Origin of the sequence: Amycolatopsis australiensis (assembly GCF_900119165.1) — a bacterium.
Lineage (GTDB): Bacteria > Actinomycetota > Actinomycetes > Mycobacteriales > Pseudonocardiaceae > Amycolatopsis > Amycolatopsis australiensis.
Genome location: NZ_FPJG01000006.1, coordinates 8898173 through 8925000, shown reverse-complemented (window position 1 = coordinate 8925000; position 26828 = coordinate 8898173). Strand labels below are relative to the sequence as shown.

The following is a 26828-nucleotide window of genomic DNA, read 5'->3' as shown; positions in this document are numbered from 1 at the left end:
GGGTAAGTTCCGACCTGCACGAATGGCGTAACGACTTTCCGGCTGTCTCAACCACAGGCCCGGCGAAATTGCACTACGAGTAAAGATGCTCGTTACGCGCGGCAGGACGGAAAGACCCCGGGACCTTTACTATAGTTTGGTATTGGTTTTCGGTTCGGCTTGTGTAGGATAGGTGGGAGACTGTGAAGCTGCGACGCTAGTTGTGGTGGAGTCGTTGTTGAAATACCACTCTGGTCGAATTGGGAATCTGAACCTCGGGCCATGATCTGGTTCAGGGACAGTGCCTGATGGGTAGTTTAACTGGGGCGGTTGCCTCCTAAAGAGTAACGGAGGCGCCCAAAGGTTCCCTCAGCCTGGTTGGCAATCAGGTGTTGAGTGCAAGTGCACAAGGGAGCTTGACTGTGAGACAGACATGTCGAGCAGGGACGAAAGTCGGGACTAGTGATCCGGCACCTCCTGGTGGAAGGGGTGTCGCTCAACGGATAAAAGGTACCCCGGGGATAACAGGCTGATCTTGCCCAAGAGTCCATATCGACGGCATGGTTTGGCACCTCGATGTCGGCTCGTCGCATCCTGGGGCCGGAGTAGGTCCCAAGGGTTGGGCTGTTCGCCCATTAAAGCGGCACGCGAGCTGGGTTTAGAACGTCGTGAGACAGTTCGGTCCCTATCCGCCGCGCGCGTAGGATACTTGAGGAAGGCTGTCCCTAGTACGAGAGGACCGGGACGGACGAACCTCTGGTGTGCCAGTTGTTCCGCCAGGGGCATGGCTGGTTGGCCACGTTCGGAAGGGATAACCGCTGAAGGCATCTAAGCGGGAAGCCTGTTCCAAGATGAGGTATCCCACCCTTTGTGGGTTAAGGCCCCCAAGAGACCATTGGGTTGATAGGCCAGAGATGGAAGCACAGTAATGTGTTGTCGAGTTGACTGGTACTAATAGGCCGAGGACTTGCCTACGAAGATGTTACGCATCCACTCTACAGCTCTGAAACACCACACCGGGTGTGTGTGTTGTTTCGTAGTGTTTCGGTGGTTATAGCGTCAGGGAAACGCCCGGTCCCATTCCGAACCCGGAAGCTAAGCCTGACAGCGCCGATGGTACTGCAACCGAAGGGTTGTGGGAGAGTAGGACACCGCCGAACTTCATGTTGGGGAAGGCCCCGGTCGAGGACCAGAATTGGTTCTCCCGGGGCCTTCCTTCGTGCCCGGAAAACCCCAGCCGGCAGGTAGGGGCCGTGGCGCGATGCCTCATGCGGACCCGGGACGACCCACCGCGCGGCTCCGCAGCGGACTCGACAGCACCAGCGACGTCGTCGTCTCGCCATACCGCTGCACCTTCTCCACCAGCTCCTCCAGCTCCGCCGTGTCCCGGCACAGCACCCGGAGAATCCAGCACTCCTCGCCAGTCACGTGGTCCGCGCCGATGACCTGGGGGAGCGGCAACACAGCCGTCCGGAACCGGGGCGTGTCCAGACTCCGCACCCGCGCCCGGACCAAGGCTTCGATCGGCAGGCCCAGCTTCGTCGTGTCGACGCGTGCCGCGTAGCCGGTGATCACGCCGCGCTCCTCGAGACGGCGTACTCGCTCCGTCACCGCCGAACCCGACAGCGACACCCGGCGGCCCAGCTCCGAAAAAGTCAGCCGTCCGTCGGACTGGAGAAGCTCCAGCAGGTGCCAGTCGACGTCGTCGAGGGGGTCCACCGCCACTCTCCCGGGCTCGCAGGGTCAACACAGGGAAATCCCCGGCCGTCCCGGGCTTCCACGCCGATTGTGCCCTGTCCGCGGCGGCAGTCTGCCAGCAGGATTTACCTCATGACACGCACCCTCGCCGTCCCCGCCCCGGCCCCCGAAGCCGCCACCACCTACTTCGGTGCCGAACTCGCCTTCGAGGTCGACCCCGACGACCTCGTCCGCGACCTCGAAGCCGGCCACACCGACGGTTACGTCGTCGTCGAGACCCGGGCACCCGAAGCCTTCGCCCAGGCCCGCATCCCCGGCGCGATCAACCTGCCCTACCGCGACATGACGCCGGACAGCACCGCCCACCTCGACCGGGACCTCGTGTACGTCTGCTACTGCGAGAGCATCAACTGCAACGCGGCCACGAAGGGCGCGCTCAAGCTCGCCCAGCTCGGCTTCCGCGTCAAGCGGCTCTCCGGCGGCATCACCGCCTGGATCGCCGCCGGCTACCCCGTCGAGGGCTCCGTGCCCACCGCGACCGCGGGAATCCGCTGCGCCTGCTGACCTACCCTGGAAACCGTGACCCGATTGCTCATCATCCAGCCGGACGCCTCCGACCCGCCCGGCCCCCTCGGCGACTGGCTCACCGACGCCGGCGCGGACCTCGACCTTCGCCGGCCACCGGCTGACGACCTCCCTACCGGCCTCGACGGCTACCAGGGTGTCGTCTGCCTCGGCGGCGGCATGGCCGCGGAGGACGACGCGAAACACCCGTGGCTCGCCGACGTCCGGCGGCTGCTGGCCACCGCGGCGTCGCGGAACCTGCCGACCCTCGGCATCTGCCTCGGCGCCCAGCTGCTGGCCGTCGCGACCGGTGGCCGCGTCGAGGTCGGGGCCGACGGGCCGGAGGTCGGCCCGCACCTCGTCGCCAAGAAGGACGCCGCCTGGACCGACCCGCTCTTCGCCGAGCTGCCGCTCATGCAGGACGTCCTCCAGTTCCACACCGACGCGATCACCCGGCTCCCGCCCGGTGCCGAGCTGCTCGCGTCCGCACCGCGCTACACGAACCAGGCCTACCGGCTCGGGCGGTGCGTCTACGGCGTCCAGTTCCACATCGAGACGACGCCCGAGGTCGTCGAGAGCTGGGCGGCGGACAGCCCGGAGGAAGCCGGATTCGCTCGTCCGGGCTCACTCGAGCACGACGCGTTGATCACCGTGCACGCCGACGTCGAGGAGACCTGGCGTCCGTTCGCGCAGCGGTTCGTCCGGTTGGCCGCCGGTGAGCTGGAGCCCGCCGCCGAGAGTCAACGGACTTTGCCGCTCGCTTAACGGAAAGCGTCACAATCGTCAACGGGCTGTTAACTGTCCCCCTCACCCGTCATGTACCTTGCGGGAGGAGTCCCCACAAGGGTTCGGAGGTCGGGGTGGAGCCCTCGTTGCTGGTCGTGCTCGTCGTAGTCACGGCCCTGGTTTTCGATTTCACGAACGGGTTCCACGACACCGCGAACTCGATGGCGACGTCGATCGCCACCGGGGCCCTGCGGCCCAGGGTGGCCGTCGCGATCTCCGCGGTGCTGAACCTGGTCGGCGCGTTCCTGTCGGTCGAGGTCGCCAAGACGATCTCCAGCGGCCTGGTGGACGACACGAAGATCGGCCCGTCGATCGTCTTCGGCGGGCTGATCGGCGCGATCGTCTGGAACCTCGTGACGTGGTTCGTCGGCCTGCCGTCGAGCTCGTCGCACGCGCTCTTCGGCGGCCTGATCGGCGCCACCTGGATCTCGGCGGGCACCGACTCGGTCCACTTCGGAAAGATCGTCGAGAAGGTGCTGGTCCCCGCCGCGGCCAGCCCGGTGATCGCCGGCGTCGTGGCGATGATCGCGACGTACCTGGTCTATCGCTTCCTGGTCCGCGGCCGTCCGGCGACGCGCGGGTTCAAGGTCGGCCAGATCGTCTCGGCGTCGCTCGTCTCGCTCGCCCACGGCACCAACGACGCGCAGAAGACGATGGGCGTCATCACGCTCACGCTCGTCAGCGCCGGCAGCCTGCCGTCGGGCGCGGCACCACCCGTCTGGGTGATCATCAGCGCCGCGTGCGCGCTCGCGCTGGGCACCTACCTCGGCGGCTGGCGCATCACGCACACGCTCGGCAAGGGCCTGACCGACATCGAGGGCCCGCAGGGCTTCGCCGCCCAGACGAGCTCGGCGGTGGTCATCCTGGTCTCATCGCGGCTGGGCTTCCCGCTGTCGACGACGCACGTGTGCTCGGGCGGGATCGTCGGCTCCGGCGTCGGCCGCCGTGACGCTCCGGTGCGCTGGCGGATGGCAGGCCGGATGGTCGTCGCGTGGCTGTTCACCCTGCCCGCCGCCGCGGTCGTCGGCGCGGTCTCCGGCAAGATCGCCTCGCTCGGCACCGCCGGCACCATCGCCGTCGGCCTCGCCGGGGTCGCCGTCGGTGCCGGGATCTGGGTCCTCTCGCGACGCAACCCCGTGACCGCGCACAGCTTCCACGTGCCCGAGCCGACCCCCGCCGACGTCGAACCGGGTCGGCTCGCCGCCTGAGCCGGGCCGCCGGGATACGGTGGTCGGTGATGGCAGACCGAGCGCGCACGACCGCTTCGGCGGCGAGGTACGGCTTCACCGATTCCCGTGCCGAGAGTCAGCTGCGCGCGGCCGGCTGGTGGGACGACGACGGCCCGGTCGCCGCGGCCGCCGACGTGCTCGCGGCGTTGTCCCGTGCCGCCGATCCCGACTTGGCGCTGCGCGGACTCGACCGCGTCCGCGAGGCCGACACCGCCGAGTGGCGACGGCTCGAAGAGCAGCTCCGCGGCCACCGGACGTTCCGCGGCCGCCTCCTCGGCGTGCTGGGGACGTCGAGCGCGCTCGCCGACTTCCTCGCCGCCCACCCCGCGCACTGGCAGTCGCTCACCGGCGACAAGTGCACCGACTCGGCTTGCTACCGCGACGCGCTGCGCACCGCCCTCCTTCGTGACGACGATTCGGTCCTGACCGGGCTCGAAGCCGAGCAGGCCCTCAAAGTCGCCTACCGCGGCCAGCTGCTCGGCATCGCCGCCGCCGACCTGGGCCACGTCGTCGAGCCCGGGCTCGAGCACCCGCGCTACGCCGAGGTCGCGGCGCAGCTGACCGAACTGGCCGAGGCCGCGCTCGCCGCCGGGCTCGTCGTGGCCGAAGCCGAGGTCGGCGCCGAGGCGGCGGGCCGGCTTTCGGTGATCGCGATGGGCAAGTGCGGCGGCCGGGAGCTCAACTACGTCAGCGACGTCGACGTCATCTTCGTCGGCGCGGACGACCTCGGCATTGCCACGCGGCTGGCCAGCACGATGATGCGGGTCGTCGGGAAGGCGTGCTTCGAGGTCGACGCCGCGCTGCGCCCCGAGGGCAAGGCCGGCGCGCTGGTCCGCACGCTGGAAAGCCACCAGGGCTACTACCGGAAATGGGCCAAGACCTGGGAGTTCCAGGCGTTGCTCAAGGCACGTCCGGTGGCGGGCGACGCCGAGCTGGGCCGGCAGTACGCCGAAATGGTCGCGCCGCTGGTGTGGTCGGCGGCCGACCGGGAGAACTTCGTCGGCGAGGTGCAGCAGATGCGGCGCCGCGTCGAGGGGCACGTGCCGTCCGAGCACGCCGAACGCGAGCTGAAGCTGGGTCGCGGCGGCCTGCGTGACGTGGAGTTCGCCGTGCAGCTGCTGCAGCTGGTGCACGGCCGCGTCGACGCTGACCTGCGCTCGCCGTCCACGATGGACGCGCTCGCGGCGCTCGGCGAAGGCGGCTACGTCGGCCGTCAGGACGCGGCCGAGCTGGGCGAGTCGTACGAGTTCCTCCGGATGATCGAGCACCGGCTGCAGCTGCGGCGGCTGCGCCGCACCCACCTGTTCCCCGAGGCGTCGGACACCGGCGAGCTGCGGATCCTGGCCCGCGCCAGCGGCATCAAGGCCAGCGGCGGCAAGAGCCAGGGCGAGGCGCTGCTGGCCGAGTTCCGGCGGCACGGCCAGGGCATCCGGCGCCTGCACGAGAAGATCTTCTACCGGCCGCTGCTGCAGTCCGTCGCGAACGTGCCGACCGAGGCACTGCGGCTGACGACCAAGCAGGCAGCGAGCCGCCTGGCCGCGCTCGGCTACACCGCCCCCGACGGCGCGCTGCAGCACATCAAAGCCCTCACCGCCGGCGTCTCGCGGCGCGCGGCGATCCAGCAGGCGCTGCTGCCGGTGCTGCTCGACCTGCTCGCCGACACGCCCGACCCGGACGGCGGCCTGCTGTCGTACCGGAAGGTGTCCGAGGCGCTCGAAGACACCCCTTGGTACCTGCGGGTGCTGCGCGACGAAGGCACGGTCGTGGAGAACCTGGCGTTCCTGCTCGGGACGTCACGCCTGGTGCCCGATCTGCTGGTCCGCGCGCCCGAGGTGCTGCAGCTGCTCGGCGACCCGGCTCGGCTGCTGGGCCGGACGTCCGCCGAGGTGGCGACGTCACTGCGGGCCGCCGTCCGGCGGCAGCCCGGGTTGAACGCCGCCGTCGCGGCCGCGCGATCGCTGCGGCGGCACGAGCTGCTGCGGGTCGCGTGCGCGGACCTGCTCGGCCTGCTCGACGTGCCCGCGGTGTGCGAAGCGCTGTCGAGCGTCTGGGTGGCGGTGCTGCAGGGCGCGCTGGCCTCGGCGTTCCGCCAGCGGCAGGCGGAGCTGGGCCGGACGCCGGCGCGCATCGCGGTGATCGGGATGGGCCGGCTCGGCGGCGCGGAGCTCGGCTACGGCTCCGACGCCGATGTCCTCTTCGTGTGCGAACCGTCCGAAGGGGTCTCGGACGCCGAAGCCGTGAAGTTCGCTTCGTCGGTAGCGGAGACCGTCCGGAAGATGCTGGGCGCGCCGAGTTCGGACCCGGCGCTGGTCGTCGACGCGGACCTGCGGCCGGAAGGGCGCAGCGGGCCGCTGGTGCGGACGCTGGAGTCGTACCGCACGTACTACGCGCGCTGGAGCGAGGTGTGGGAGGCGCAGGCGCTGCTGCGGGCCCGGTTCGTCGCGGGTGACGACGAGCTGGGCGAGCGCTTCATCGCCTTGATCGACCCGATCCGCTACCCGGAAGGCGGCCTGGACGCGACGAAGGCGCGCGAAATCCGCCGCATCAAGGCGCGGGTGGAGACCGAGCGGCTGCCACGCGGCGCGGACCCGACCCGGCACACGAAGCTGGGCCGCGGCGGCCTCGCCGACGTCGAGTGGACGGTGCAGCTGCTGCAGCTCCAGCACGCCCACGCGGTCCCGGCGCTGCGGACGACGTCGACGTTGGACGCGCTGGCGGTGCTGCCCGAGGCGGGCCTGGCGGCGCAGTCCGAAGCGGACTCGCTGCGAGAGGCGTGGCTGCTGGCGACGCGGGTGCGCAACGCGGGAATGCTGGTGCGCGGCAAGGCGGTCGACGAGGTCCCGGGCTCGGGCCGCGACCTGGCGGCGGTGGCCCGCGTGCTCGGCCGGCCGGCCGACGAAGACCCGGGTGAGTTCCTCGACACGTACCGCCGCATCACGCGGCGGGCGCACACCGTGGTGGAGCACCTGTTCTACGAGGCCTGACCTACAGTGGGCCGGTGACTGAGCGCGAGCCGTTCCGGACGAGGATCAAGGTCCGGCACTACGAACTGGACACCCTGGGCCACCTGAACCACGCCGTGTACCACTCGTACGGCGAGGTAGCGCGCCTGGAGCTGCTGGAAGCGGCGGGCGGCCTGGCGGGTTTCACGGCGGAGAAGCTGGCGGCGGTGCTGCTGGAGACGCACGTGGTGTTCCGCCGCGAGCTGCGCGCGGGCGACGTGGTGGACGTGACGTGCGACGTGAAGTTCGGCAGCGGCAAGACGTTCCGGATGGACTCGAACATCGTGAAGGTGGACGGCACGCCGGCGGCGGAGATCACCTGCACGCTGGGCCTGATGGACTTGGAGCGCCGCAAGCTGGTGGAGGACCCGCGAGCCAGGTTCGAAGCGGCGGGCGCGGACCTGAAGCTGCTGTCGACCGCGGAGTGAGCGGCAGGCGGGCGGCCCCAGGCTCGGCTGACGAAGAAACGCCGGCGGCGAGGGCTTTTCGCTCCTCGCCGCCGGCGTGTCCTTGGCCGTACTACGCGCCGATCACACGTCGTAGTACAGGGCGAACTCGTACGGGTGCGGGCGCAGCCGCAGCGGGTCGATTTCGTTCTCGCGCTTGTACGAGATCCATGTCTCGATCACGTCCGGCGTGAACACGCCACCCTCGAGGAGGTAGTCGTGGTCGGCCTCCAGCGTGTCGAGCACCGTGGCCAGGTCGCCCGGGACCTGCTGGACGTTCTTCGCCTCCTCCGGCGGGAGCTCGTAGAGGTCCTTGTCGATCGGGTCCGGCGGCTCGATCTTGTTGCGGATGCCGTCGAGGCCCGCCATCATCATCGCCGAGAACGCCAGGTACGGGTTGCCCGACGAGTCCGGGCAGCGGAACTCCGCGCGCTTCGCCTTCGGGTTGTTGCCCGTGATCGGGATGCGGACGCACGCCGAGCGGTTGCGCTGCGAGTAGACCAGCGAGACCGGCGCCTCGAAGCCCGGGACCAGGCGGTGGTAGGAGTTCACCGTCGGGTTCGTGAAGGCCAGCAGGCTCGGCGCGTGCTTGAGCAGGCCGCCGATGTAGTGGCGCGCGGTGTCCGACAGGCCGGCGTAGCCCGACTCGTCGTGGAACAGCGGCTGGCCGTCCTTCCACAGCGACTGGTGGCAGTGCATGCCCGAGCCGTTGTCGCCGGCGAGCGGCTTCGGCATGAACGTCGCCGTCTTGCCCGCGGCGAACACCGTGTTCTTCACGATGTACTTGAACAGCTGCAGATCGTCCGCGGCGTGCAGCAGCGTGTTGAACTTGTAGTTGATCTCGGTCTGCCCGGCGGTGCCCACCTCGTGGTGCGCGCGCTCGATGGTGAAACCCGAGTTCGTCAGGTTGCGGACGATGTCGTCGCGCAGGTCGGCGAAGTGGTCGACCGGCGGGACCGGGAAGTAGCCGCCCTTGAACTTCGTCTTGTAGCCCTGGTTGCCGCCGTCCTCGTCGGCGCCGGTGTTCCACCAGCCCTCGATCGAGTCGATCTCGTGGAAGGAGGCGTGCTCGGCGGAGTCGAAGCGGACCGAGTCGAAGATGTAGAACTCGGCTTCGGGGCCGAAGAACACGTTGTCGGCGACGCCGTACTCCGCGATGTACTGCTCGGCCTTGCGCGCGATGTTGCGCGGGTCACGGCTGTACGCCTCACGCGTGAACGGGTCGTGCACGAAGAAGTTGATCGACAACGTCTTCGCCTTGCGGAACGGGTCGATCCGCGCCGTGTCCAGGTCGGGCAGCAGCAGCATGTCGGACTCGTGGATCGACTGGAAACCACGCACCGAGGAGCCGTCGAACGCGAGGCCCTCGTCGATGGCGTCGTTGTCGAACGCCGTCGCGGGGACCGTGAAGTGCTGCATCACGCCGGGCAGGTCGCAGAACCTGACGTCGACGACCTCTACATTCTCGTCGGCGATGAGGCGCTGAATGTCGTCTGGAGTAGTGGGCACCCTCGGTGACTCCTTCTCGTTCGAGCTCGTACGGCAGTGCTCTCTTCGGCTCACGCTAAGAGCGCGGTGTTGCCCGACCGTCACCCGTATGTTTCGCCGGTGTTAACGGGTGGGTGGATACCGGCTATCCGACCAGGGCGGATGTGGTGTGCGCCACCGGCATACCCTGGACGGGTGGCGAGATGGACCGGTGAATGGCTGCCCGGCACCGGCGACGGGCGGCAGGCCGCTGATCAGCACGCACCGCGCTGGCCGGGCGAGAAGTTCGGTTTGCCCGAATCGGGCGTCGGGTCGGCGGCGAGCGGCGGGGCCCGGCTGCTCGGGCTGATCGTCGACCTCGTCATCGCGGCGCTGGTCACGGCCATCTTCCTGCACCCGAGCCTGCAGGACCCGGTCGCGATGCAGAACTTCAACCTGTGGTCCGGCGGCGTGTGGGCGATCATCTCGGTCGTCTCCGCCGGCTTCTTCGGCTTCACGCCCGGCATGGGCATCGTCGGCATCCGCGTCGCCCGGCTCGACGGCGCCGCGCTGGTCGGGCCGCTGCGGGCGCTGGTGCGGGCGGTGCTGACGTTCGTCATCATCCCGGCGGCGGTCCGCAACGCCGACGGCCGCAGCTGGCTCGACCGGCTGACCGGCACCGTCGTCATCCGGATGCGCTGAAGCACGAGAAAGGCCCCGTCCGGGATCGGACGGGGCCTTCTTCATGAGCGGGGTCAGCGGCGGCGGATCGTGCGCTGGACGTTGCGCATCTTCGCGCCGGCGGGCATCGGGCCCTTCGGCAGCGCCGCGCCGCGGTTGCCGAGTGCGGCCAGCTTCGCCTCGAGCGCGTCGACCTGGGCCGGCTTGAGGTTGCGCGGGAGCTTCATCAGGTAGCCCTGGAGCTTCTTCAGCGGGACCTGCTTCTCTTCGTGCCCGATGATCACGTCGTAGATCGGCGTGTCGCCGACCAGGCGGGAGACGCGCTTCTTCTCCTGGGCGAGCAGGGTCTTGACGCGGTGCGGTGCGCCCTCGGCGACGAGGACCACGCCCGGGCCGCCGAGCACGCGGTGCACGGCGTCCAGCTGGGTGGTCGCCGCGACGGTCGGCGTCACCTTCCAGCGGCCGCGCAGGTTCTCCAGCGCCCACGCCGCGGCGCCGGGCTGGCCGTCGGCCTTCGAATAGACGGTCTTCTGCACCCGGCGGCCGAAGATGATCATGGCGACGAGACCGCCGAGGATCAGGCCGAGCGGCAGCAGCACCCACTGCGCGTGGAAGAAGAACCCGACCCCGAACAGGACGCCGGCGACGACGATGATCGCCCCGACCATCCACGGGATGAGCCACGGGTCTTCCTTGCGCTGCATCTTGAAGGCCTCGAAGAGCTGGCCACGGCGTGCCTTGCTCGCCGCGCGCTTCTCCTTCTTGGCCTGCTTGGCCGCTTCCTTGTCCTGCTGTCCCGCCATATGACCAGGATACGGCCGCGTGCCCCTGCCCCGATTCCCCGTCCCCCTCTGCGAGGATGCCGGACGTGACCGGCGTACTTTCACCCAGCAGCCTGAACCGTCTGCTCGACGGGCTCGACCCCGAGCAGCGCGCCGCCGCCAGCGCCCCGCGGGGGCCGGTCTGCGTGCTCGCCGGGGCCGGCACGGGCAAGACCCGCACGATCACCCACCGGATCGCCCACCTGGTGCGCTCCGGGCACGTCTCGGCCGGTCAGGTGCTCGCCGTGACGTTCACGACGCGGGCCGCGGGGGAGATGCGGACGCGGCTGCGCGGCCTCGGCGTCGAGTCGGCGCAGGCGCTGACGTTCCACGCCGCCGCCCGCCGCCAGCTGCGCTACTTCTGGCCGCGCGTGATCGGCGACCGGCCGTGGGACCTGATGGAGAACAAGCTGCGGTTCGTCGGCCAGGCCGCGAACCGGGCCCGGCTCGGCACCGAGGTCGAGGTCCTGCGCGACCTGGCGAGCGAGATCGAGTGGGCGAAGGCGTCCCTGATCAGCCCGGAGGACTACCCGGCCGTGACGGCGCGCGCCCAGCGGGACATCCCGGCGCCGGCGGCGCAGATCGCCGAGGTCTACCGGACCTACGAAGAGCTGAAGAACGCCGCGCAGGTCCTCGACTTCGACGACCTCCTGCTGCACACGACGGCGGTGCTCGAGGAGCACGGCGTCGTCGCCGAAGAGTTCCGGGACCGGTACCGCTGCTTCGTCGTCGACGAGTACCAGGACGTCACGCCGCTGCAGCAGCGCCTGCTCGACGCGTGGCTCGGCGGCCGTGACGACCTGACCGTCGTCGGCGATGCCAACCAGACGATCTATTCGTTCGGCGGCGCGTCCCCGCGGCCGCTGCTGGAGTTCACGCGGCGCTACCCGGACGCGACCGTCGTGCGGCTCGAGCGTGACTACCGGTCGACACCCGAGGTCGTCGCGCTGGCGAACCGCGTGATCGGCGCGGCGCGGGGCCGTCCGGCGGGCTCGCGGCTGAAGCTGATCGGGCAGCGGCCGTCGGGTCCGGAGCCGCGCTTCGCGGAGTTCGACGACGAGTCGGTGGAGGCCGAAGCCGTCGCCCGCCGGGTGCGCGAGCTGCTCGACGGCGGCGTCGCGGCGAGCGAGATCGCGATCCTCTACCGGGTGAACGCCCAGTCGGAGGCGTACGAGTCGGCGCTGGCCGAGGCCGGCATCCCGTACCTGGTCCGCGGCGGCGAGCGGTTCTTCAACCGGACGGAGGTCCGGCAGGCGATGTCGGCGCTGCGCGCGGCGAGCGGCGACGGCAGCTCCGACCTGGTCACGACGGTCCGGTCCGTGCTCGCCCGCGTCGGGCTCACCGAGTCGCCGCCCGCCGGTGGCGCGGCGAAGGAACGCTGGGACGCGCTCCTGGCGATCGTCGAGCTGGCCGAAGAGCTGGCGTCGACGGTTTCCGACGCCGACCTGCCTCGCTTCTGCGCCGAGCTGGACCAGCGCGCCGCGGCCCAGCACCCGCCGACGGTCGAGGGCGTCACGCTGGCGTCGCTGCACGCGGCGAAGGGCCTGGAGTGGGACGCGGTGTTCCTCGTCGGCCTGGCCGAGGGCACGATGCCGATCCTGCACGCCGGCGACGACGAAGCGGCGATCGAGGAGGAGCGGCGGCTGTTCTACGTCGGCGTCACGCGGGCTCGCGAGCACCTGTGGCTGTCGTGGGCGCTGGCCCGCACGCCGGGCGCGCGCCGCAACCGGCGGCGCAGCCGGTTCCTGTACGGCCTGATCCCGGAGGACCACCCGGCGGCCAGGGTGGCCCGTTCCCAGCAGAAGCCGGCGACGCCGATCAAGACGCGCTGCCGCGTGTGCGGCGGACCGCTGCTCGAGACGCTCGAGGTCAAGCTGGGCCGGTGCGGGCGGTGCCCGTCCACAGTGGATGAGGGGCTGCTGGAGCGGCTGAAGGCGTGGCGGGGCGAGCGGGCCAGGGAGCTGAAGGTGCCGGCGTTCGTGGTGTTCACGGACGCGACGCTGATGGCGATCGCCGAGCAGCGGCCGGCGGACGAGGCGGCGCTGGTGTCGATCTCGGGGATCGGCGCGACGAAGCTGGAGCGGTTCGGCGCGGAGATCCTGGGCGTGGTGCGGGCCGCGGGCTCGTGACGGCGTCCTGCCCGATGGGGCGAACCTTTCGGGCAGGGGCTTGTTCGGCGGCGCCGTGGCCGCGGCGCCGAGGACGCGGCTTGGGCGCGCCGACGTGGTGTTGACCGCGTCCGAGCCATGATCGACGCGGCGAACCCGCTGCTCAGGGGCGATCTTCGTAACTTCGAGGATTTTCCCGTTAATTGAGTTGCCCCGGTGTGGTGGGGGGCAATAACCTGCCAGTACCGAGCCCGAAGGGCTCGGCTGGGGATCCACGTGAAGCGCCGTCGGGCGCCGTGTGTGCAGAGTACAGAAGGAGGTGCCGGTGAAATGACCATCAACATCACGCTCACGAACCCGGGCACCCGTCTGTCCTGCGCCGCGGAAGTCGCGGCCGATCAGCGCCCGGGCACCGGTGTGTCCGTGAGCGCGCACGAGATCCGTGGCATGCGTCGCGTCGAGCGGCGTTGGGCCACCGGTGTCGTCGTCTTCGGGACGCAGGGCGTTCTCGCCGCGTACCCGCAGGCCGATCTGCCGACCGTCAAGCAGTTCCGTGTTCCGTTGTCGATACGGGAGCGAAGTTCCTGACCTAGTCAGGACACGAGGCTCACGAAGGCCGCGGAACCGGAAAACCCGGATCCGCGGCCTTCGTGTTTTTGGCTGCACAACCCAAGAGGACCAGCGTTGCCCAGCTCCATCTCCCAACCGAAAACCCGTGCGACACAAGGAGGAACTGCCATGTCTTCGGCCATCGCCTACACCTCGGGTGAGGCAATATTCGCCGACCTGCTCGACCCGATCGCCGTGCCGGACGCGGCCCTGCCCTGCCGTTCGGGCGACGCGGACCTGTGGTTCGCGGAGTCCCCGGCCGAGCTCGAGCGCGCCAAGGCCCAGTGCGCGGACTGCCCGGTCCGCGAGGCCTGCCTGGCGGGCGCACTGGCCCGCCGCGAGCCGTGGGGCGTCTGGGGCGGCGAGATCTTCGAGCGCGGCGTCGTGATCGCGCGCAAGCGGCCCCGCGGCCGCCCGCGCAAGAACGCGGCCGTCGAGCCCGCCGCCAAGGCCGGCGGCGATCACCGGAGCGCCGCCGCATGAGCGTCGAACCGGTCACCGCGAAGGACTACGAAGCGCGGATGTCCACTCCGCAGCTGCAACTGACGAAGACCGAGATCGAGGAGATCAGCGAGATGTTGCTTTACGAAGAACTGTCGAGGGCCCGAATACGGGACCTGGAAGAGGGGGTCCGCGCCCAGCGGGCCCGCGGTAGCGCACGCGCGGTACGCCGCTGGACGAGAGTGGCCCACTGGGCGGCTCGGCGAGCGGAGCGGTACCAGCGCGAGCAGTACTGAGCGCAGGGCCCCCGCCACCTTCGGGTGGTGGGGGCCTTCGTGCTGCACCCGGGCTGTCGGGCCTGGCGCCCCGGACTGCGATTGGCTCACCTGCCGCCGGGTTGCGGTTCGCAGGTTCATCGCCGGGGCGGGCCTGCTTGGCGGACCGTCGGGTGCCGGGTGCCGGGTGCCGGGCTGCCGGGGTGCCGAGAGCGTGGGGTGCCGAGGCGCGGGGGTGCCGGGTGCCGCTGACGGCCGGGGTGCGGCGCGCTCCTGGTGGTTGGGGCGTGGACCGCTTGCCAGTTGTCTTCGGGGCCTCTTTCGGGTGGCCGTCCGGGTGGGTGGCTGGTGTTGAATGGGGCGATGTCCGTACACAGCCACGACGACATCGACTGGGCCGACCGGCTCGCCCAGCTGCGGATGGCCGATGCCCTCGATGCCGAGGCACTTGCGCCCGTCGCACGGCGGCTGGTTGATCGGGTTGGTGCTCGGCCCATCGTTCTCGATGTCGGGTGCGGGGCCGGGGGCATGAGCGTGCTCTTCGCGCGTGAGCTTGCCCGGCGGGGTGGCGGCACCATCGGGCTCCTCGACGCCACGCCGGAACTGCTCGCCGCGGCTCAGCGGGACGTGGCCGAGGCCGCCGGTGGGGACGTCGAGGTTGTGGCCGTGCACGGGGACCTCGCCGACCCGCAGTTGGCTGCGCGGGTGCCCGCCGCCGATCTCGTCTGGGCCTCCGGCGTGGTGCACCACGTCGGCGACCAGCAGGCCGCGCTGTGCTCCCTCGCCGGATTGCTGCAGCCCGGTGGGGTGCTCGCCATCGGCGAAGGCGGGCTCGAGATGCGGTGCCTCCCTTGGGACGTCGGTGTGGGGCGGCCCGGGCTGGAGCAACGGCTGCTCGCCGCCCGGCTGGAGTGGTTCGCCAGGATGCGGGCCGGGCTGCCCGGCAGCGTCGCCATGCCCTATGGCTGGCCGCGTGCTCTCCGCGAGGCCGGGCTCGAGGACGTCGAGTCGTTCGGGACGCTCATCGACCACCCCATGCCCGGCTCGGACCTGCTCCGCGAGTACGTGGTGCATCGCATCGGATGGCTTGCCGAGTCCGTGCGGGATTGGCTCGCCGACGACGATCGCGACGCGGTTGCCGCGCTGATCGATCCGGATGGTCCCCACTTCCTCGGCCACCGGGACGACCTGTTCCTGTTCGGCGCCAAGGCGATCCACTGTGGACGGTCTCGGTGAGCGCGCCGGAGCCGGTCGTGTGCACGCGGTGCGGCCGCACCCGTGGCCGTGACGAGGACCCGGCTACGGCGCTTGCCTGGGTGTCCAGCCGCGAGCGCGGTGGGCTGCGGTGGCTGTGCCCGGACTGCGCGCGGCAGCACGTGCGCGACATCGAGGGCAAGCTGCCGGACGAGTACTGGTGAGCAAAGTGCCCTCCTGAGCGAAGCGGCGGCCGGGGACAGTGGCCCGCCGTGGTCGGCGGTGCGCGGACGGTCGGGCGCAGACCTGCGTGGCGCCGCTGGGCGGGTAGTCAGTGCCGGCCGGTGGGTGGTCGCGTGGAGCGGGTCGAAGGTGTTGTGCGTCCGGCTCGGCGGGCGCCGCCGTTGGGGCCTCATGCTGCGTCGCCGATGGGGGTCATCGGGATTGCCCGGACCCTCGGGCGTGGCGTGCGGGATGCGTCGCCGAAGGCGTGGGCCAGCTCCTGTGCCACCTCCTGGGGTACCTGGCGCAGCTGGGGGACCGTGCAGCGGACCAGCACTATCCCCGTTGCCGCCAGAGCCAGGTGGCTGAAGCCGCCCGTACCCGGGGTGCAGCGGTACTGCCAGGCCAGGCCGATCTCGTCCCACCAGGCGTCCGCCTCGCCGATTCGGCGGCCGCGGCGGTCGCAGATCGTCACGTCCCAGTTCGGCGGTGGAAGCCGCGCCATGTCCAATACTCGTGTCGCGAGGCCGTGGGCCTGGATCGGGCCCTCGTCCAGTTCGTGGAGCACCTTCCGGACCGTCGCCGTGCCGCGCTGGGGGCCTTCCTCCAGCTCCGTCAGCAGCTCCTGCCTGTCACACAGGCCCCAGTACAACGGCAGCGTCAGCAAGTGGCGGATGCGCGCCGGGTCCGGCTCCGCCCTCGCCAGGTCCAGCGTCGCCCGCGCCGGCGGTGCGAACGGCAGCTCGTCGACCGTCACCGGTGCCGGCATCCGGGCGGTGCGGGCCGCGCTGACGCCCTCACACGTCGTGATCCGGCAGTAGTGGGGCACCAGCAGCCGGATCTCGTCGTCCGCCGGGCACTTCACGCCGTGCGCCCGCAGCGCGTCGGTACCCGTGATCACCACGCTTGGCCCGTACCGGGCCACAACCGCGTGCAACCGCTGCTGCCTCGTCGGGGCACTGTTGCGCAGCAGGACGACACCGGGGTGCAGGCGGCGCCACGGCCCGCCGGGGCCGCAGAGCCGCCGGGTTCTTCGGTCGGACACTCCGGCCCTGCGTAACTGTTCGAGGTTCATCACCTCGCACGTGCCGGGATTACTGAGGGAAAGAGGATCGGTGCTCTGAGTAGCAGTCATGCACCGAGCATGGCCGCTCGGCCAACCGGGTGGAACCCCGTTCCCGCCACCTGTGGACAACTAGCCGCGATCCCCCCATTCGTGGCCCCACCTGTGGACAACTCAGGCGGCGAACCCGGGCTGCCAGCGCTCCACGATCCCGCGCGCCGGGATCTCCGCGTCGAGCTGGCAGAGGATGCCCGTCGACCCGGCCGTCACCCGGTGGATCATCAGGTACTCGGGCGGCAGGTTGAGCGACCGCCCGACCCGGAAGTCGTTGCCGCGGCTGTCGCCGACCCGCCACGCCTGCTTCTGCATCCACCGGCGCGTGAAGTGGAACGTCGGCTTCGCCAGCGGCTCGGTGAACGGCGCCAGGTACGCGAGCACCTCGTCCGCGGTCAACTCCGTGTCCGGCCGGATGAACCGGTTCTCCCGCAGCAGGCGCATCAGCTCGGTCGACTCGCCGTCGAGGGCCAGCCGCGTCATCTCGCCCAGGTGGCGCGGGATGCCGTCGGGCAGCCGGGCCACGCCGCCGAAGTCGATGACGCACAGCCGGTCGTCTTCGGTGATCATGAAGTTGCCCGGATGCGGGTCCGAATGCAGCAGGTGGACGCGTTCGGGTGACGAGTAGTGGAACTCCGCCAGCAGGCGCCCGGCCAGGTTGCGGGTCTCGCGGTCGCCGTCGGCGATGACCTTCGACAGCGGCGTGCCGTTCGCCCACTCCGTCACGACGACCTTCGGCGCGCTCGCCACCACGCGCGGGACCAGGATGCCGGGGTCGCCGTCGAACGCCTTCGCGAACGCGCGCTGGTGCTGGGCCTCGGCCTGGTAGTCGAGCTCCTCGTTCATCCGCTCGGCGAGCTCGGCCAGCAACGGCTTGACCTCCGTGCCCGGCAGGAACGCCTGGAACAGCCTGCTGAACCGCTGCAGCTGCCGCAGGTCGCTGCGCAACGCCTCGTCAGCGCCCGGATACTGCACCTTGACCGCGACTTCGCGACCGTCGTGCCAGACCGCGCGGTGCACCTGGCCGATGCTGGCGGCCGCCGCCGGCTCGTCGTCGAACGACGCGAACCGGCTGGTCCAGGTGCGGCCCAGCTGCTCGGCGAGCACCCGGTGGGTCTGCCGGGCCGGCATCGGCGGCGCCGCGGCCTGCAGCTTCGTCAGCGCTTCTCGGTACGGCTTCGCCATGTCGTCCGGCACCGCCGCCTCGAAGACGCTGAGCGCCTGACCGAACTTCATCGCCCCGCCCTTGAGCGTGCCGAGCACTTCGAACAGCTGCTCGGCCGCTTTCGCGGACAGCGCCGCGTTCACCTGCTCCGCGCTCTGGCCGGCCAGCCGCTTGCCCCAGCCACCGACCGCCCGTCCGGCGATCCCGAGCGGGAGACTGGCGAGCTTGGCAGTACGGGCGGCACCCTTGCGCGGCATCGCGGTGTCACGATCGCCTGGGTCGCGGAAGTCGGTCACACCGGCGATTCTGCCTTGCGTACTCGGCGGCGCGCAGCCCGCTCGCGACGTCTTAGTGGGCTACGTCTCCTGTCGTAGCCCGGGCGCCCCGCAGCCACACCGCGGGTGCGGGGGCCAGCCGCGGTGGCGGATGCGGCCGTCGAAGGCGTCGATCTCCAGCGTCGCGTTCCAGGCCGGTGGCGCCGGCTCGGCTGGTGAGAACAGCCGCATGGCCTGGGCGACGGCCAGCGCCGCGCACGCGTGGACCGCGCCGAGGTCGGGCCGCTGGTGGCGGCCGGTGAGCTGGCCGGCGACGCGGGGCCAGCACGGGTCGAGGTCCGTCCGGTGCAGGTCGGCGCAGCGCAGGCACGAACTACGGCCCGGCACGACCAGCGGCCCGACGATGCCCGTCCCGTCGCGGACGCGCACCGGCATGTGCGGGACGCCGTCGTCCATCAGCTCGGTGACGACTTCGGGAGCCGGGACGACCGCGTCCGTGAGCAGCGCCAGCTCGGGATAGCGGTCGTGCAGGCGGGTGACGCGGACCTCGGGATCGACCCGGCGCAGCAGGTCGCCGAGGGCCTGCCGCCGGGAACGGCCCAGGTCGGCTTCGGTGAAGCCGGTGCCGAGGTCGTGCTCGGTCACCGTGCCCGGCAGGTCCAGCTCGACGTGCCCGATCCCGGCGTTGGCCAGCAGGACCGCGACGGCGACCGCGAGCCGGCCGTTGCCGTGGACCGTGACCGCGGCGGCGCGCCGCCGGTCCAGCAGCGCCGGGTGGTGGTGACGCGCCCGCAGTGACCAGAGGCCGGTCTCGCGGCGCAGGCCCGGGCTTTCCGGGCCGCCGGCGTCGGTGACCAGGCCAAGCGCCGTCAGCTGCCGGAGGAGGGTTCGCAGCTGGTCGCGGTGTTCGCTCTCGGCGAGCAGGAGCCGCTCGACGGGCTTGCTGCCGTCGAGCGCGCGTACTCGCGCGGCCAACGCGGGTGGCAGGTTTTCGACGATCACGCCGTGGCGCGGGTCGAGCCCGATCTGGATCTCGCGCGAGCCGCGTTCGAGCACGGTGAGGCCCGGGAGCAGGGCGGGGTGGGCCGGCAGGAGCACCGGTGGCATGTCCGCGGTCGAGAGGATCATGTCCGCAGGATGGCACCCGGCGGCGTCCGCGGAGCCCGGGAAGCCGCCGGAACGGCCGAGTTGTCCACAACTGGAGCAGCCTGTGGACAACTCGGGTCTGTGACCGCAATGGGTTCGGAGTTGTCGGTGCCTGGCCTTACCGTTGTCGGGTGGTCGAAGCACGCACGCCCTCGCTGAGAGGCCGGGGGGAGACGAACCCCTCGTCGGACACACCGGGACACAAGGTCGAAGTGCGGCGCAGCCAGCGCCGGCACCGGACGGTCACCGCGTACTGGAACGACGACACGCTCGTCGTGCTCATCCCGGCGCGGATGACCAGGGCGGAGGAAAAACACTGGGTTGCCGAGATGGAGCGCAAGCTGCAGCGCTCCGAGCCACGCCGGCCGGCGGCGCCGAAGTCGTCGGACGAAGTCCTGCTGGCCCGCTGCACGTTGCTGGCGGGCAAGTACCTGGACGGCACCGCGGTGCCGTCCAGCGTCCGCTGGGTGCCGCCGATGCGCACGCGGTGGGCGTCCTGCACGCCGGTCGACGCGACCATCCGGGTCAGCGACCGGCTGCGGAAGGTGCCGCCCTGGGTGCTGGACTACGTGCTGGTGCACGAGCTGGCGCATCTGCGCGAGCCCGGGCACGACGCCGCCTTCTGGGCGTTGGTGCGGCGGTACCCGAAGACCGAGCGGGCGATGGGGTACCTCGAGGGGTTGTCCGCCGCCGCCGGGTGGGGGATCTCCGAGGACGATTGATCGGGTGATGGTGGCTGGGGCGGCCTGCTTCGGTGGGTCGCCCTGGTTGCTCCCGCCGAGGGGAGGGGAGTGCTGGGTTGGCCGGGAGGGGGTTGGTGACCCGGCGGGCGGGCTGGCGGGTGCGCGGTGGTCGGGCGGCTGGTCGGTGGTTGCGCAGCTGCGGGTGGTCGGGCGGCTGCAGGGCGGTGGCGTGACCGTGGTCGGGGCCGGGTGATACGCAGGAGGCCGGCGACCCGCTTCCGCGGATCGCCGGCCTCCGACGATCTTCCGAGCCTCCCGGGCCTACGCCGGGTTCTCGCCCTCCTCCGGCTTGTCCTTCTCCTCGCGCTCCGACTTCTCCGTTCGCTCCAGCTCTGCGATCGGGTCCAGGTCGTCCAGCGAATCCGTCGATCCCGCCCGCTCTGCGAAGTCGATCGGCTCGTCCAGGTCCTCCGTCGTCGGCATCAGGTCCGGGTGGGACCACAAGCCGTCGCGCTTCTCCACGCCGTGGCGGTCGCCCACCAGCTTCCACAGCGCCGAGGCCGCCCTCATCCGGCGGGGGCGCAGCTCCAGGCCGACCAGCGTGGCGAACGTCTGCTCCGCTGGACCGCCCGTCGCGCGGCGGCGGCGCAGCGTCTCGCGCAGTGCGTCCGCTCCCGGCAGGCGATCTCCCACCGCCTCCGCCACCACCACGTCGACCCAGCCCTCGACCAGCGCCAGCAGCGTCTCCAGGCGGGTCAGCGCCGCCTTCTGCTCCTCCGTCGTCTGGGGCTCCAGCAGCCCGGACGACATCGCCTCTTCGATGCTCGCCGGGTTCGCCGGGTCGATGCGGCCGGCCAGTGACTCCAGCGCCGACGTGTCCACCGTGATGCCGTGCGCGAACTCCTCGACCGTCGCCAGCAGGCGCTGCCGCAGCCACGGCACGTGCGTGAACAGCCGCTGGTGCGCCGCCTCACGGGCGGCCAGGAACACCAGGATCTCGCTGTTCGGCAGCTCCAGGCCCTCGGCGAACTTCTCGATGTTCGCCGGCAGCAGCGCCGACGTGCCCGCCGGGGCCAGCGGCAGGCCGATCTCCGTGGACGTCAGCATCTCCGACGCCAGCTGCGCCAGCGCGTTGCCGAGCTGGGAGCCGAACGCCATGCCGCCCATCTGGCCCATCATCTGCAGCAGGGGACCGGCGGCCTGCTTGGCCTCCTCCGGCAGCGCCTGCATCCAGGCACCCGAGATCTGCTGGGCCACCGGGTCGCACAGCCGCTGCCACGTCGGCAGCGTCTTCTCCACCCAGGTACGCGGCGACCAGGCGACTGTCGACGTCGCGCCGGCCGGGTACACCGTCGCCGCGTCCAGCCACAGCTCGGCGAGGTGGGCCGCGTCGCGCACCGCTGCGTTCGCGTCGTCGCCGCCCCGGAAGCCGAGGCGGCTCTCGCCGGTGTTGCCGGAGCTGCCCAGGGTCTGCAGCGCGATCTGCTTGGCGAGGTCGTAGTTCACCGGCCCGCTGGAGCTGCCGGCCTGGCTGAGCATCTGGCCCAGCTGGCTCAGCATCTGCCCGAGCTGGTTGAAGGCCTCGGCACCGGACGGCTGCCCGCCTTCCGAGGGATCGTTCTCACCTCGTTTGTCGGGATCGGACGGTCCGAAGCCGAACGGGGGTTTGCTCATGTGTCCACCGTACGCGGCCCGGGCACCCCTGAGCGCGTCAACCGGACCCATGTGCGTGGCCTTCACCGAGAAGCGAACACGGTCACCGTACGCTGTCGGGCGTGACCAAGTCCTCCGAGCAGACCGCGCCCGAGAAGACCCCCACGGAACCCGGCGCCGAGCCGGCCGGCGAGGCCAGGCAGATGACCCGCCGCGGCTGGACGCTGGTGGTCAGCGGCTCGCTGTTCGTCGTCTTCGTGGTGCTCGGCCTCGTCGTGCCGGTGCCGTTCGTGGCGATCAGCCCCGGCCCGACCTACGACACGCTGGGTCGCGACGCCGCGGGCAACCCGGTCATCCAGGTCACCGGGCACGAGACCTTCCCGACGACCGGCGAGCTGCGGATGACCACCGTCTCCCTGCACGACGGCGTCACGCTCTTCCAGGGCCTCGGCTTCTGGGCCAGCGGCCGCTACGCGCTCGCGCCACGCGAGGAGTACTTCAAGCCGGGCGAGACGAACGAGCAGGTCAAGCAGGAGAACATCCAGCAGCTGCAGGACTCGCAGACGAACGCGCAGGTCGCCGCCCTGCGCAAGCTCGGCTACCCGATCAAGGTGCTGGCCAAGCAGATCGTCTCCGGCAGCCCGGCCGACCACGTGCTCTCGCCCGGCGACCGGCTGATCACCGTCAACGGCAAGAAGATCGCCGAAGCCGCCGACGTGCGCAACGCGCTGGCCGGCACGCTGCCCGGCCAGACCGTCCAGATCACCTTCCAGTCCGACGGCCAGCCCGAGCGCACCGTGCCGCTCACGCTCGCCTCGCGCCCGGACCGCAAGGAAGGCTTCATCGGCCTGACCGCGGTCGACCGCGCCGACGCGCCCTTCAACGTCAACATCTCGCTGCAGGACGTCGGCGGCCCGTCCGCCGGGCTGATGTTCACCCTCGCCATCATCGACCGGCTGCAGCCCGGCGACCTCGCGGGCGGCAGGCACATCGCCGGCACCGGCGAAATCACCGAGACCGGCGAGGTCGACCCGATCGGCGGGATCTCGTTCAAGGTCGTCGGCGCCCGCGAGGCCGGCGCCACCGACTTCCTGGTGCCCGAGCACAACTGCGCCGAGGCCAAGTCGAGCGCGCCCGACGGGCTCAACCTCATCAAGGTGTCCACACTGGACGACGCGCTCGCCCAGCTGGCCAACCTGAAGGCGGGCCGGCCGACGGCGTCCTGCTAGGGCAGCAGCGTCGCCTTGAGCGCCTCGACCAGGTTCGGCGCCAGGTCCGGGCTCTCGACGATCTCGTCGACCGACTCGTCGGTGCCCATCCCGCGCAGCCGCATCACGCACGCGCCGTCGCCCTCGCGCAGGACCGCGGCCACCAGCCGGGCCTCCGTCCGCTGCGGGTGGTCGGCGGCCGCGCGCCGCAGGCTCTCCGCGTCGGCCTCCGCGACGTCCGGCAGCTCCGACTCCGAGCCCGGCGGGAGCACGATGATCTCCTGGGCCAGCGCGCACCCGATCACCAGATCGGGCCACGCGATCCGGCCCAGCGCCTCGGCGAGGTCGCCCTCGGGCAGCGCCTCCTGCGCCACCGGCGTCAGCGGGTTCGCCCGGTCCAGCTGCCCGGCCAGCTCGGGCTGCTCGTCCAGCAGCGCCGCCGTCGGCACCAGGGCGAACAGCTGCGGCGGCTGGTCCCAGCCACCCGCGGCCATGAACTCCTCGATCTCGCGGGCGAGAGCGGCCACGCCGGCCTGCTGCGATTCCATGCGCACATGGTGTCAGGCCGGTCCGCGCGCCGGCGCCGCGAGTCCGGTTTGGGCGGGTCCCGGGAACTTCACCGGGCATCCGTAGAGTTAGGGAATCAGGGGGCGCACGCGCCCCTGCTCAAGTGTTGACGAAGACAGGAGCGTGTGGCGTGGCGACTCGGCCCCCGGTGAGCCTGCCGAAGCTGTCCCGGCGGAGCCGGATCCTCCTCATCATCGCCGCGATCATCGTGCTGGCGCTGCTGCTCGGGGCCCGCCTCCTCGACACGTACGTCGACTGGCTGTGGTTCGGCGAAGTCGGCGCGCGGTCGGTGTTCACCACGCAGGTGGTCACTCGCATCGTGCTCTTCTTCGCCGTCGGGCTGCTCGTCGGCGGGGCACTGGCGATCAGCCTGATGATCGCCTACCGCACGCGCCCGGTGTTCGTGCCGATCTCCGGCGCCGACGACCCGCTGGCCCGCTACCGGTCCGCGATCGTCGCCCGCATCCGCCTCTTCGGCGTCGGCATCCCGGTGCTCACCGGCCTCATCGCCGGCCTGTCCGCCCAGGGCGACTGGCAGGTCGTGCAGCTGTTCCTCAACGGCACCTCGTTCGGCCAGACCGACCCCGAGTTCGGCAACGACGTCGGCTTCTACGCCTTCGACCTGCCGTTCTTCAACTGGCTGCTCGGCTGGCTGTTCATCACGGTCGTCATCTCCTTCTTCGGCGCCCTGATCTCGCACTACGTCTTCGGCGGCATCCGGCTGGCCGGCAAGGGCGGCCAGCTCGCCGGCCCGACCCGCGCGCAGCTGGCCATCACCGTCGGCATCTTCGTGCTGCTGAAGGCGGTCGAGTACTTCTTCGACCGGTACAACCTGCTGCTGTCCGACCGCGCCTTCCCGCTGTTCATCGGCGCGACCTACACCGACCTCAACGCGGTGCTGCCGGCCAAGCTGATCCTGCTGTGCATCTCGGTGATCTGCGCGATCGCGTTCTTCGCCGGCGCGTTCCTGCGGAACCTGCAGCTGCCGGCGATCTCCCTCGTGCTGCTCATCCTTTCGGGCATCCTCGTCGGGGTCGCCTGGCCGGCCATCCTCGACCAGTTCTCGGTGAAGCCCAACGCGAACGAGAAGGAAGCGACGTCCATCCAGCGCAACATGGACGCCACCCGCCGCGCCTTCGGCCTCACCGACGTCCAGTACCAGCCCTACACCGGCAACTCCACCGCGACCCAGGACCAGCTGAAGGCCGACGCCGGCACGATGTCGAACATCCGGCTGCTCGACCCGAACGTCCTCTCCGACACCTTCACCCAGCGCGTCGGCCGCGAGAACTTCTACGGCTTCCCGGCCAAGCTCGACATCGACCGCTACACCGTCGGCGGCGTCACGCAGGACTACATCGTCGCCGCGAAGGAGATCAAGACCGAGGGCCTGACCGGCAACCAGACCAGCTGGATCAACAAGCACCTCGTCTACACCCACGGCAACGGCTTCGTCGCCGCGCCGGCCAACACGATCGACCGCGCGGTCAAGGACGCCAACTCCGACGGCGGCTACCCGGTCGCCACCACGAGCGACACCCAGAACCCGACCGGTGCCGCCTCGCCCGGCCCGAACCAGCCGGGCATCGAGGTCAAGGAACCGCGGATCTACTACGGCGAGCTGTCCGCCGCGGACTCCGACTACGCCATCGTCGGCGGCAACGGCGCGCCCGGCGAGTACGACACCGCCACCGACCGCTACAACTACAAGGGCATCGGCGGCGTCCCGATCGACAACTGGTTCAACCGCCTCGCCTTCGCGGCCGAGTACGGCGAACGCAACATCCTGTTCTCCGACGCCATCGGCGACAACTCGAAGATCATGTACAACCGCGACCCGCGCGAGCGCGTCAGCAAGGTCGCGCCGTGGCTGACCCTCGACGGCGACCCGTACCCCGCGGTCGTCGACGGCAAGATCCAGTGGATCATCGACGGCTACACCACGATCAACAACTTCCCGTACTCCCAGCAGACCCAGCTCGGCGCGGCCACCAACGACTCGCTCAACGGCGTCGCCCGCCAGGCCAACAGCTCGATCAACTACATCCGCAACTCGGTCAAGGCCACCGTCGACGCCTTCAACGGCACCGTGACGCTGTACTCGATCGACGACAAGGAACCCGTCCTCAACGCCTGGGAGAAGGTCTTCCCCGGGCTCGTGAAGCCGAGCTCCGAGATCTCCCCGGACCTGCGGTCCCACTTCCGCTACCCCGAGGACCTCTTCAAGGTCCAGCGCGAGCTGCTGTCCCGCTACCACGTCAGCAACCCGCAGGAGTTCTACTCCCAGCAGGCGTTCTGGAGCGTCCCGCAGGACCCGACGGCCGAAGGCGGCTCCAACCCGGCCGCGGCCGGCGCCGCCAACCAGCCCGGCTACTACGTCCTCGCCGACACGCCCGGCCAGAGCAAGCCGACGTTCCAGCTGACCAGTTCGCTGACCGGTCTCCAGCGGCAGTACCTCGCGTCCTGGATGTCGGTGTCCTCCGACCCGGCCGACTACGGGAAGATCCGCGTCCTCCAGTTACCCAGCGCGGCCACCGGGGCCACGCAGGTGGACGGCCCGGTCCAGGTGCAGAACCGGTTCCAGAGCGACCCACGCGTCGCGCAGGACCGGACCCTGTTCAACAACCCCAACGTCATCCCGATCTACGGCAACCTGATCACGCTGCCGGTCGCCCAAGGCTTCCTGTACGTCGAGCCCGTGTACATCCGGCAACGCAACCAGAACAGCTACCCGCAGCTGGCCCGCGTCCTCGTCTCCTACGGGCCCAAGGTCGGCTACGGCGCCACGCTGCAGGAAGCCCTCGACCAGATCTTCGGCGCCGGCACCGGCGAGGCCACCACCACGCCACCCCAGGCAGGCCAGCCGACGACCTCGCCGACAACCCCGCCCCCGACCACCACGCCGACCGCGCCACCCAACAGCGGCGGCGGCAACGCGGCCCTCGACAAGGCGGTCGCCGACATCCAGTCCGCCATCGCCAAACTCCGCGCCGCCCAGCAGTCCGGCAACTTCACCGACCAAGGCGCCGCCCTCGCCGCGCTCGACGCCGCCGCCAAGGAGTACGAAGCCGCCAAGACCGCGGCACCCGGCACCAGCACCCCACCACCCACCACCCAGCCAGGAGGGTGACCTCGGTAACCCTGACGGCACCTGCTTTGCACCCCCGCGAAACAAGGGCGTAAGGTAGGTGTCACGACGCGGGGTGGAGCAGCTCGGTAGCTCGCTGGGCTCATAACCCAGAGGTCGCAGGTTCAAATCCTGTCCCCGCTACAGAGGTAGGAGGCGTGTGCTCACGGATTGCGTGAGCCGCGCCTCCTTCGCATTTCAGCCCTGGGGGGTCGAACCCCCAGACCCCCGCCAGGGGGGCTTCGCCGCCCCTGGACCCCCCTGCGCCTGGTTTCGTTCTGGTCTTCGCCGTCCGTTCGGGGGCTTCCTGCTCTTTTGGCAGTCGGATCGACCTTCCACTGTGGAATGGGGTGTCGGCTCCGGGA

General features: G+C 70.7%; 23 protein-coding genes, 1 tRNA gene and 2 rRNA genes (1 of these 26 cut by a window edge). 18 read left to right on the top strand and 8 right to left on the bottom strand.

All coding sequences use genetic code 11. The annotated features are described in order from the left end of the window. Together BT341_RS42500 and rrf are read left to right on the top strand one after the other, a co-directional pair. Positions 1-954, top strand: a 23S ribosomal RNA gene (locus tag BT341_RS42500); it begins 2163 nt to the left of the window's first position. A gap of 68 nt (positions 955-1022) precedes the next feature. Continuing rightward, a 5S ribosomal RNA gene (gene rrf / locus BT341_RS42495) occupies positions 1023-1139 on the top strand. Between the two features lie 106 nt (positions 1140-1245). Here rrf and BT341_RS42490 read toward each other — a convergent pair. After that, positions 1246-1698 carry an Lrp/AsnC family transcriptional regulator gene (locus BT341_RS42490; RefSeq protein ID WP_072481579.1) on the bottom strand — a complete coding sequence of 151 codons (453 nt, stop codon included), beginning with the start codon at positions 1696-1698 and terminating at the stop codon, positions 1246-1248. A gap of 111 nt (positions 1699-1809) precedes the next feature. On the opposite strand from BT341_RS42490, the gene BT341_RS42485 reads away from it, so the two are divergent. The 5 genes from BT341_RS42485 to BT341_RS42465 all read left to right on the top strand — a co-directional run bounded on the left by BT341_RS42485 (position 1810) and on the right by BT341_RS42465 (position 7686). Continuing rightward, positions 1810-2241: a rhodanese-like domain-containing protein gene (locus BT341_RS42485; RefSeq protein ID WP_072481578.1), complete on the top strand. Its 432-nt coding sequence runs from the start codon at positions 1810-1812 to the stop codon at positions 2239-2241. Positions 2242-2256: 15 nt separating this feature from the next. Continuing rightward, on the top strand, positions 2257-3006 hold the full coding sequence (locus tag BT341_RS42480) for a type 1 glutamine amidotransferase (protein ID WP_072481577.1): 750 nt from the start codon (positions 2257-2259) through the stop codon (positions 3004-3006). Positions 3007-3101: 95 nt separating this feature from the next. Continuing rightward, positions 3102-4235: an inorganic phosphate transporter gene (locus tag BT341_RS42475; protein ID WP_072481576.1), complete on the top strand. Its 1134-nt coding sequence runs from the start codon at positions 3102-3104 to the stop codon at positions 4233-4235. 29 nt (positions 4236-4264) lie between these two features. Continuing rightward, positions 4265-7240: a bifunctional [glutamine synthetase] adenylyltransferase/[glutamine synthetase]-adenylyl-L-tyrosine phosphorylase gene (locus BT341_RS42470; protein WP_072481575.1), complete on the top strand. Its 2976-nt coding sequence runs from the start codon at positions 4265-4267 to the stop codon at positions 7238-7240. A 14-nt stretch (positions 7241-7254) separates the two neighbouring features. Further along, positions 7255-7686 (top strand): acyl-CoA thioesterase, encoded by a 432-nt coding sequence (locus BT341_RS42465; RefSeq protein WP_072481574.1) that lies wholly within the window; start codon positions 7255-7257, stop codon positions 7684-7686. 102 nt (positions 7687-7788) lie between these two features. Here the strand turns inward: BT341_RS42465 and glnA are convergent, their stop codons facing one another. Further along, positions 7789-9213 (bottom strand): type I glutamate--ammonia ligase, encoded by a 1425-nt coding sequence (gene glnA / locus BT341_RS42460; RefSeq protein WP_072481573.1) that lies wholly within the window; start codon positions 9211-9213, stop codon positions 7789-7791. A 270-nt stretch (positions 9214-9483) separates the two neighbouring features. On the opposite strand from glnA, the gene BT341_RS42455 reads away from it, so the two are divergent. After that, complete coding sequence (locus BT341_RS42455) at positions 9484-9873, top strand: RDD family protein (RefSeq protein WP_072482487.1); 390 nt, start codon at positions 9484-9486, stop codon at positions 9871-9873. A gap of 53 nt (positions 9874-9926) precedes the next feature. On the opposite strand, the gene BT341_RS42450 is transcribed toward BT341_RS42455, so the two are convergent. Continuing rightward, positions 9927-10655 (bottom strand): DUF4191 domain-containing protein, encoded by a 729-nt coding sequence (locus BT341_RS42450; protein ID WP_072481572.1) that lies wholly within the window; start codon positions 10653-10655, stop codon positions 9927-9929. 65 nt (positions 10656-10720) lie between these two features. Here BT341_RS42450 and BT341_RS42445 point away from each other — a divergent pair, with 65 nt between their 5' ends. From BT341_RS42445 to BT341_RS42420, 6 genes are all read left to right on the top strand, one after another. After that, positions 10721-12802, top strand: a complete 2082-nt coding sequence (locus BT341_RS42445; RefSeq protein WP_072482486.1) for an ATP-dependent DNA helicase UvrD2 — start codon at positions 10721-10723, stop codon at positions 12800-12802. Positions 12803-13111: 309 nt separating this feature from the next. Then, a complete protein-coding gene (locus BT341_RS42440) occupies positions 13112-13369 on the top strand; it encodes a hypothetical protein (protein ID WP_072481571.1) in 258 nt (85 codons plus the stop codon). Between the two features lie 150 nt (positions 13370-13519). Continuing rightward, a complete protein-coding gene (locus tag BT341_RS42435; protein WP_072481570.1) occupies positions 13520-13873 on the top strand; it encodes a WhiB family transcriptional regulator in 354 nt (117 codons plus the stop codon). Then, positions 13870-14127, top strand: coding sequence for a hypothetical protein (locus tag BT341_RS42430; protein ID WP_072481569.1), 258 nt, complete (start codon positions 13870-13872; stop codon positions 14125-14127). The genes BT341_RS42435 and BT341_RS42430 overlap by 4 nt, the downstream gene beginning before the upstream one ends. 342 nt (positions 14128-14469) lie before the next feature. Beyond that, positions 14470-15342, top strand: a complete 873-nt coding sequence (locus tag BT341_RS42425) for a class I SAM-dependent methyltransferase (RefSeq protein WP_072481568.1) — start codon at positions 14470-14472, stop codon at positions 15340-15342. Then, positions 15339-15524 carry a hypothetical protein gene (locus BT341_RS42420; RefSeq protein WP_072481567.1) on the top strand — a complete coding sequence of 62 codons (186 nt, stop codon included), beginning with the start codon at positions 15339-15341 and terminating at the stop codon, positions 15522-15524. The genes BT341_RS42425 and BT341_RS42420 overlap by 4 nt, the downstream gene beginning before the upstream one ends. Positions 15525-15712: 188 nt before the next feature. Here BT341_RS42420 and BT341_RS42415 read toward each other — a convergent pair whose 3' ends face one another. The 3 genes from BT341_RS42415 to BT341_RS42405 all read right to left on the bottom strand — a co-directional run bounded on the left by BT341_RS42415 (position 15713) and on the right by BT341_RS42405 (position 19207). Beyond that, complete coding sequence (locus tag BT341_RS42415) at positions 15713-16597, bottom strand: hypothetical protein (protein WP_072482485.1); 885 nt, start codon at positions 16595-16597, stop codon at positions 15713-15715. Positions 16598-16759: 162 nt separating this feature from the next. Beyond that, positions 16760-18100 (bottom strand): ABC1 kinase family protein, encoded by a 1341-nt coding sequence (locus BT341_RS42410; protein ID WP_072481566.1) that lies wholly within the window; start codon positions 18098-18100, stop codon positions 16760-16762. 60 nt (positions 18101-18160) lie between these two features. Then, positions 18161-19207, bottom strand: a complete 1047-nt coding sequence (locus BT341_RS42405; RefSeq protein WP_072481565.1) for a ThiF family adenylyltransferase — start codon at positions 19205-19207, stop codon at positions 18161-18163. 230 nt (positions 19208-19437) lie between these two features. On the opposite strand from BT341_RS42405, the gene BT341_RS42400 reads away from it, so the two are divergent. After that, entirely contained in the window at positions 19438-19947 is a 510-nt protein-coding gene (locus BT341_RS42400) for a M48 metallopeptidase family protein (protein ID WP_072481564.1), read from the top strand. 282 nt (positions 19948-20229) lie between these two features. Here the strand turns inward: BT341_RS42400 and BT341_RS42390 are convergent, their stop codons facing one another. Continuing rightward, positions 20230-21582, bottom strand: coding sequence for a zinc-dependent metalloprotease (locus BT341_RS42390; RefSeq protein WP_072481562.1), 1353 nt, complete (start codon positions 21580-21582; stop codon positions 20230-20232). 203 nt (positions 21583-21785) lie between these two features. On the opposite strand from BT341_RS42390, the gene BT341_RS42385 reads away from it, so the two are divergent. Next, on the top strand, positions 21786-22790 hold the full coding sequence (locus BT341_RS42385; RefSeq protein ID WP_218177874.1) for a YlbL family protein: 1005 nt from the start codon (positions 21786-21788) through the stop codon (positions 22788-22790). On the opposite strand, the gene BT341_RS42380 is transcribed toward BT341_RS42385, so the two are convergent. Next, complete coding sequence (locus BT341_RS42380) at positions 22787-23317, bottom strand: PPA1309 family protein (RefSeq protein WP_072481560.1); 531 nt, start codon at positions 23315-23317, stop codon at positions 22787-22789. The two genes, BT341_RS42385 and BT341_RS42380, sit on opposite strands and share 4 nt — an antisense overlap. Positions 23318-23466: 149 nt before the next feature. On the opposite strand from BT341_RS42380, the gene BT341_RS42375 reads away from it, so the two are divergent. Together BT341_RS42375 and BT341_RS42370 are read left to right on the top strand one after the other, a co-directional pair. After that, positions 23467-26466 (top strand): UPF0182 family protein, encoded by a 3000-nt coding sequence (locus tag BT341_RS42375; protein WP_072481559.1) that lies wholly within the window; start codon positions 23467-23469, stop codon positions 26464-26466. A gap of 67 nt (positions 26467-26533) precedes the next feature. Continuing rightward, positions 26534-26607 (top strand) — tRNA-Met (locus BT341_RS42370). Positions 26608-26828 lie beyond the last annotated feature (221 nt).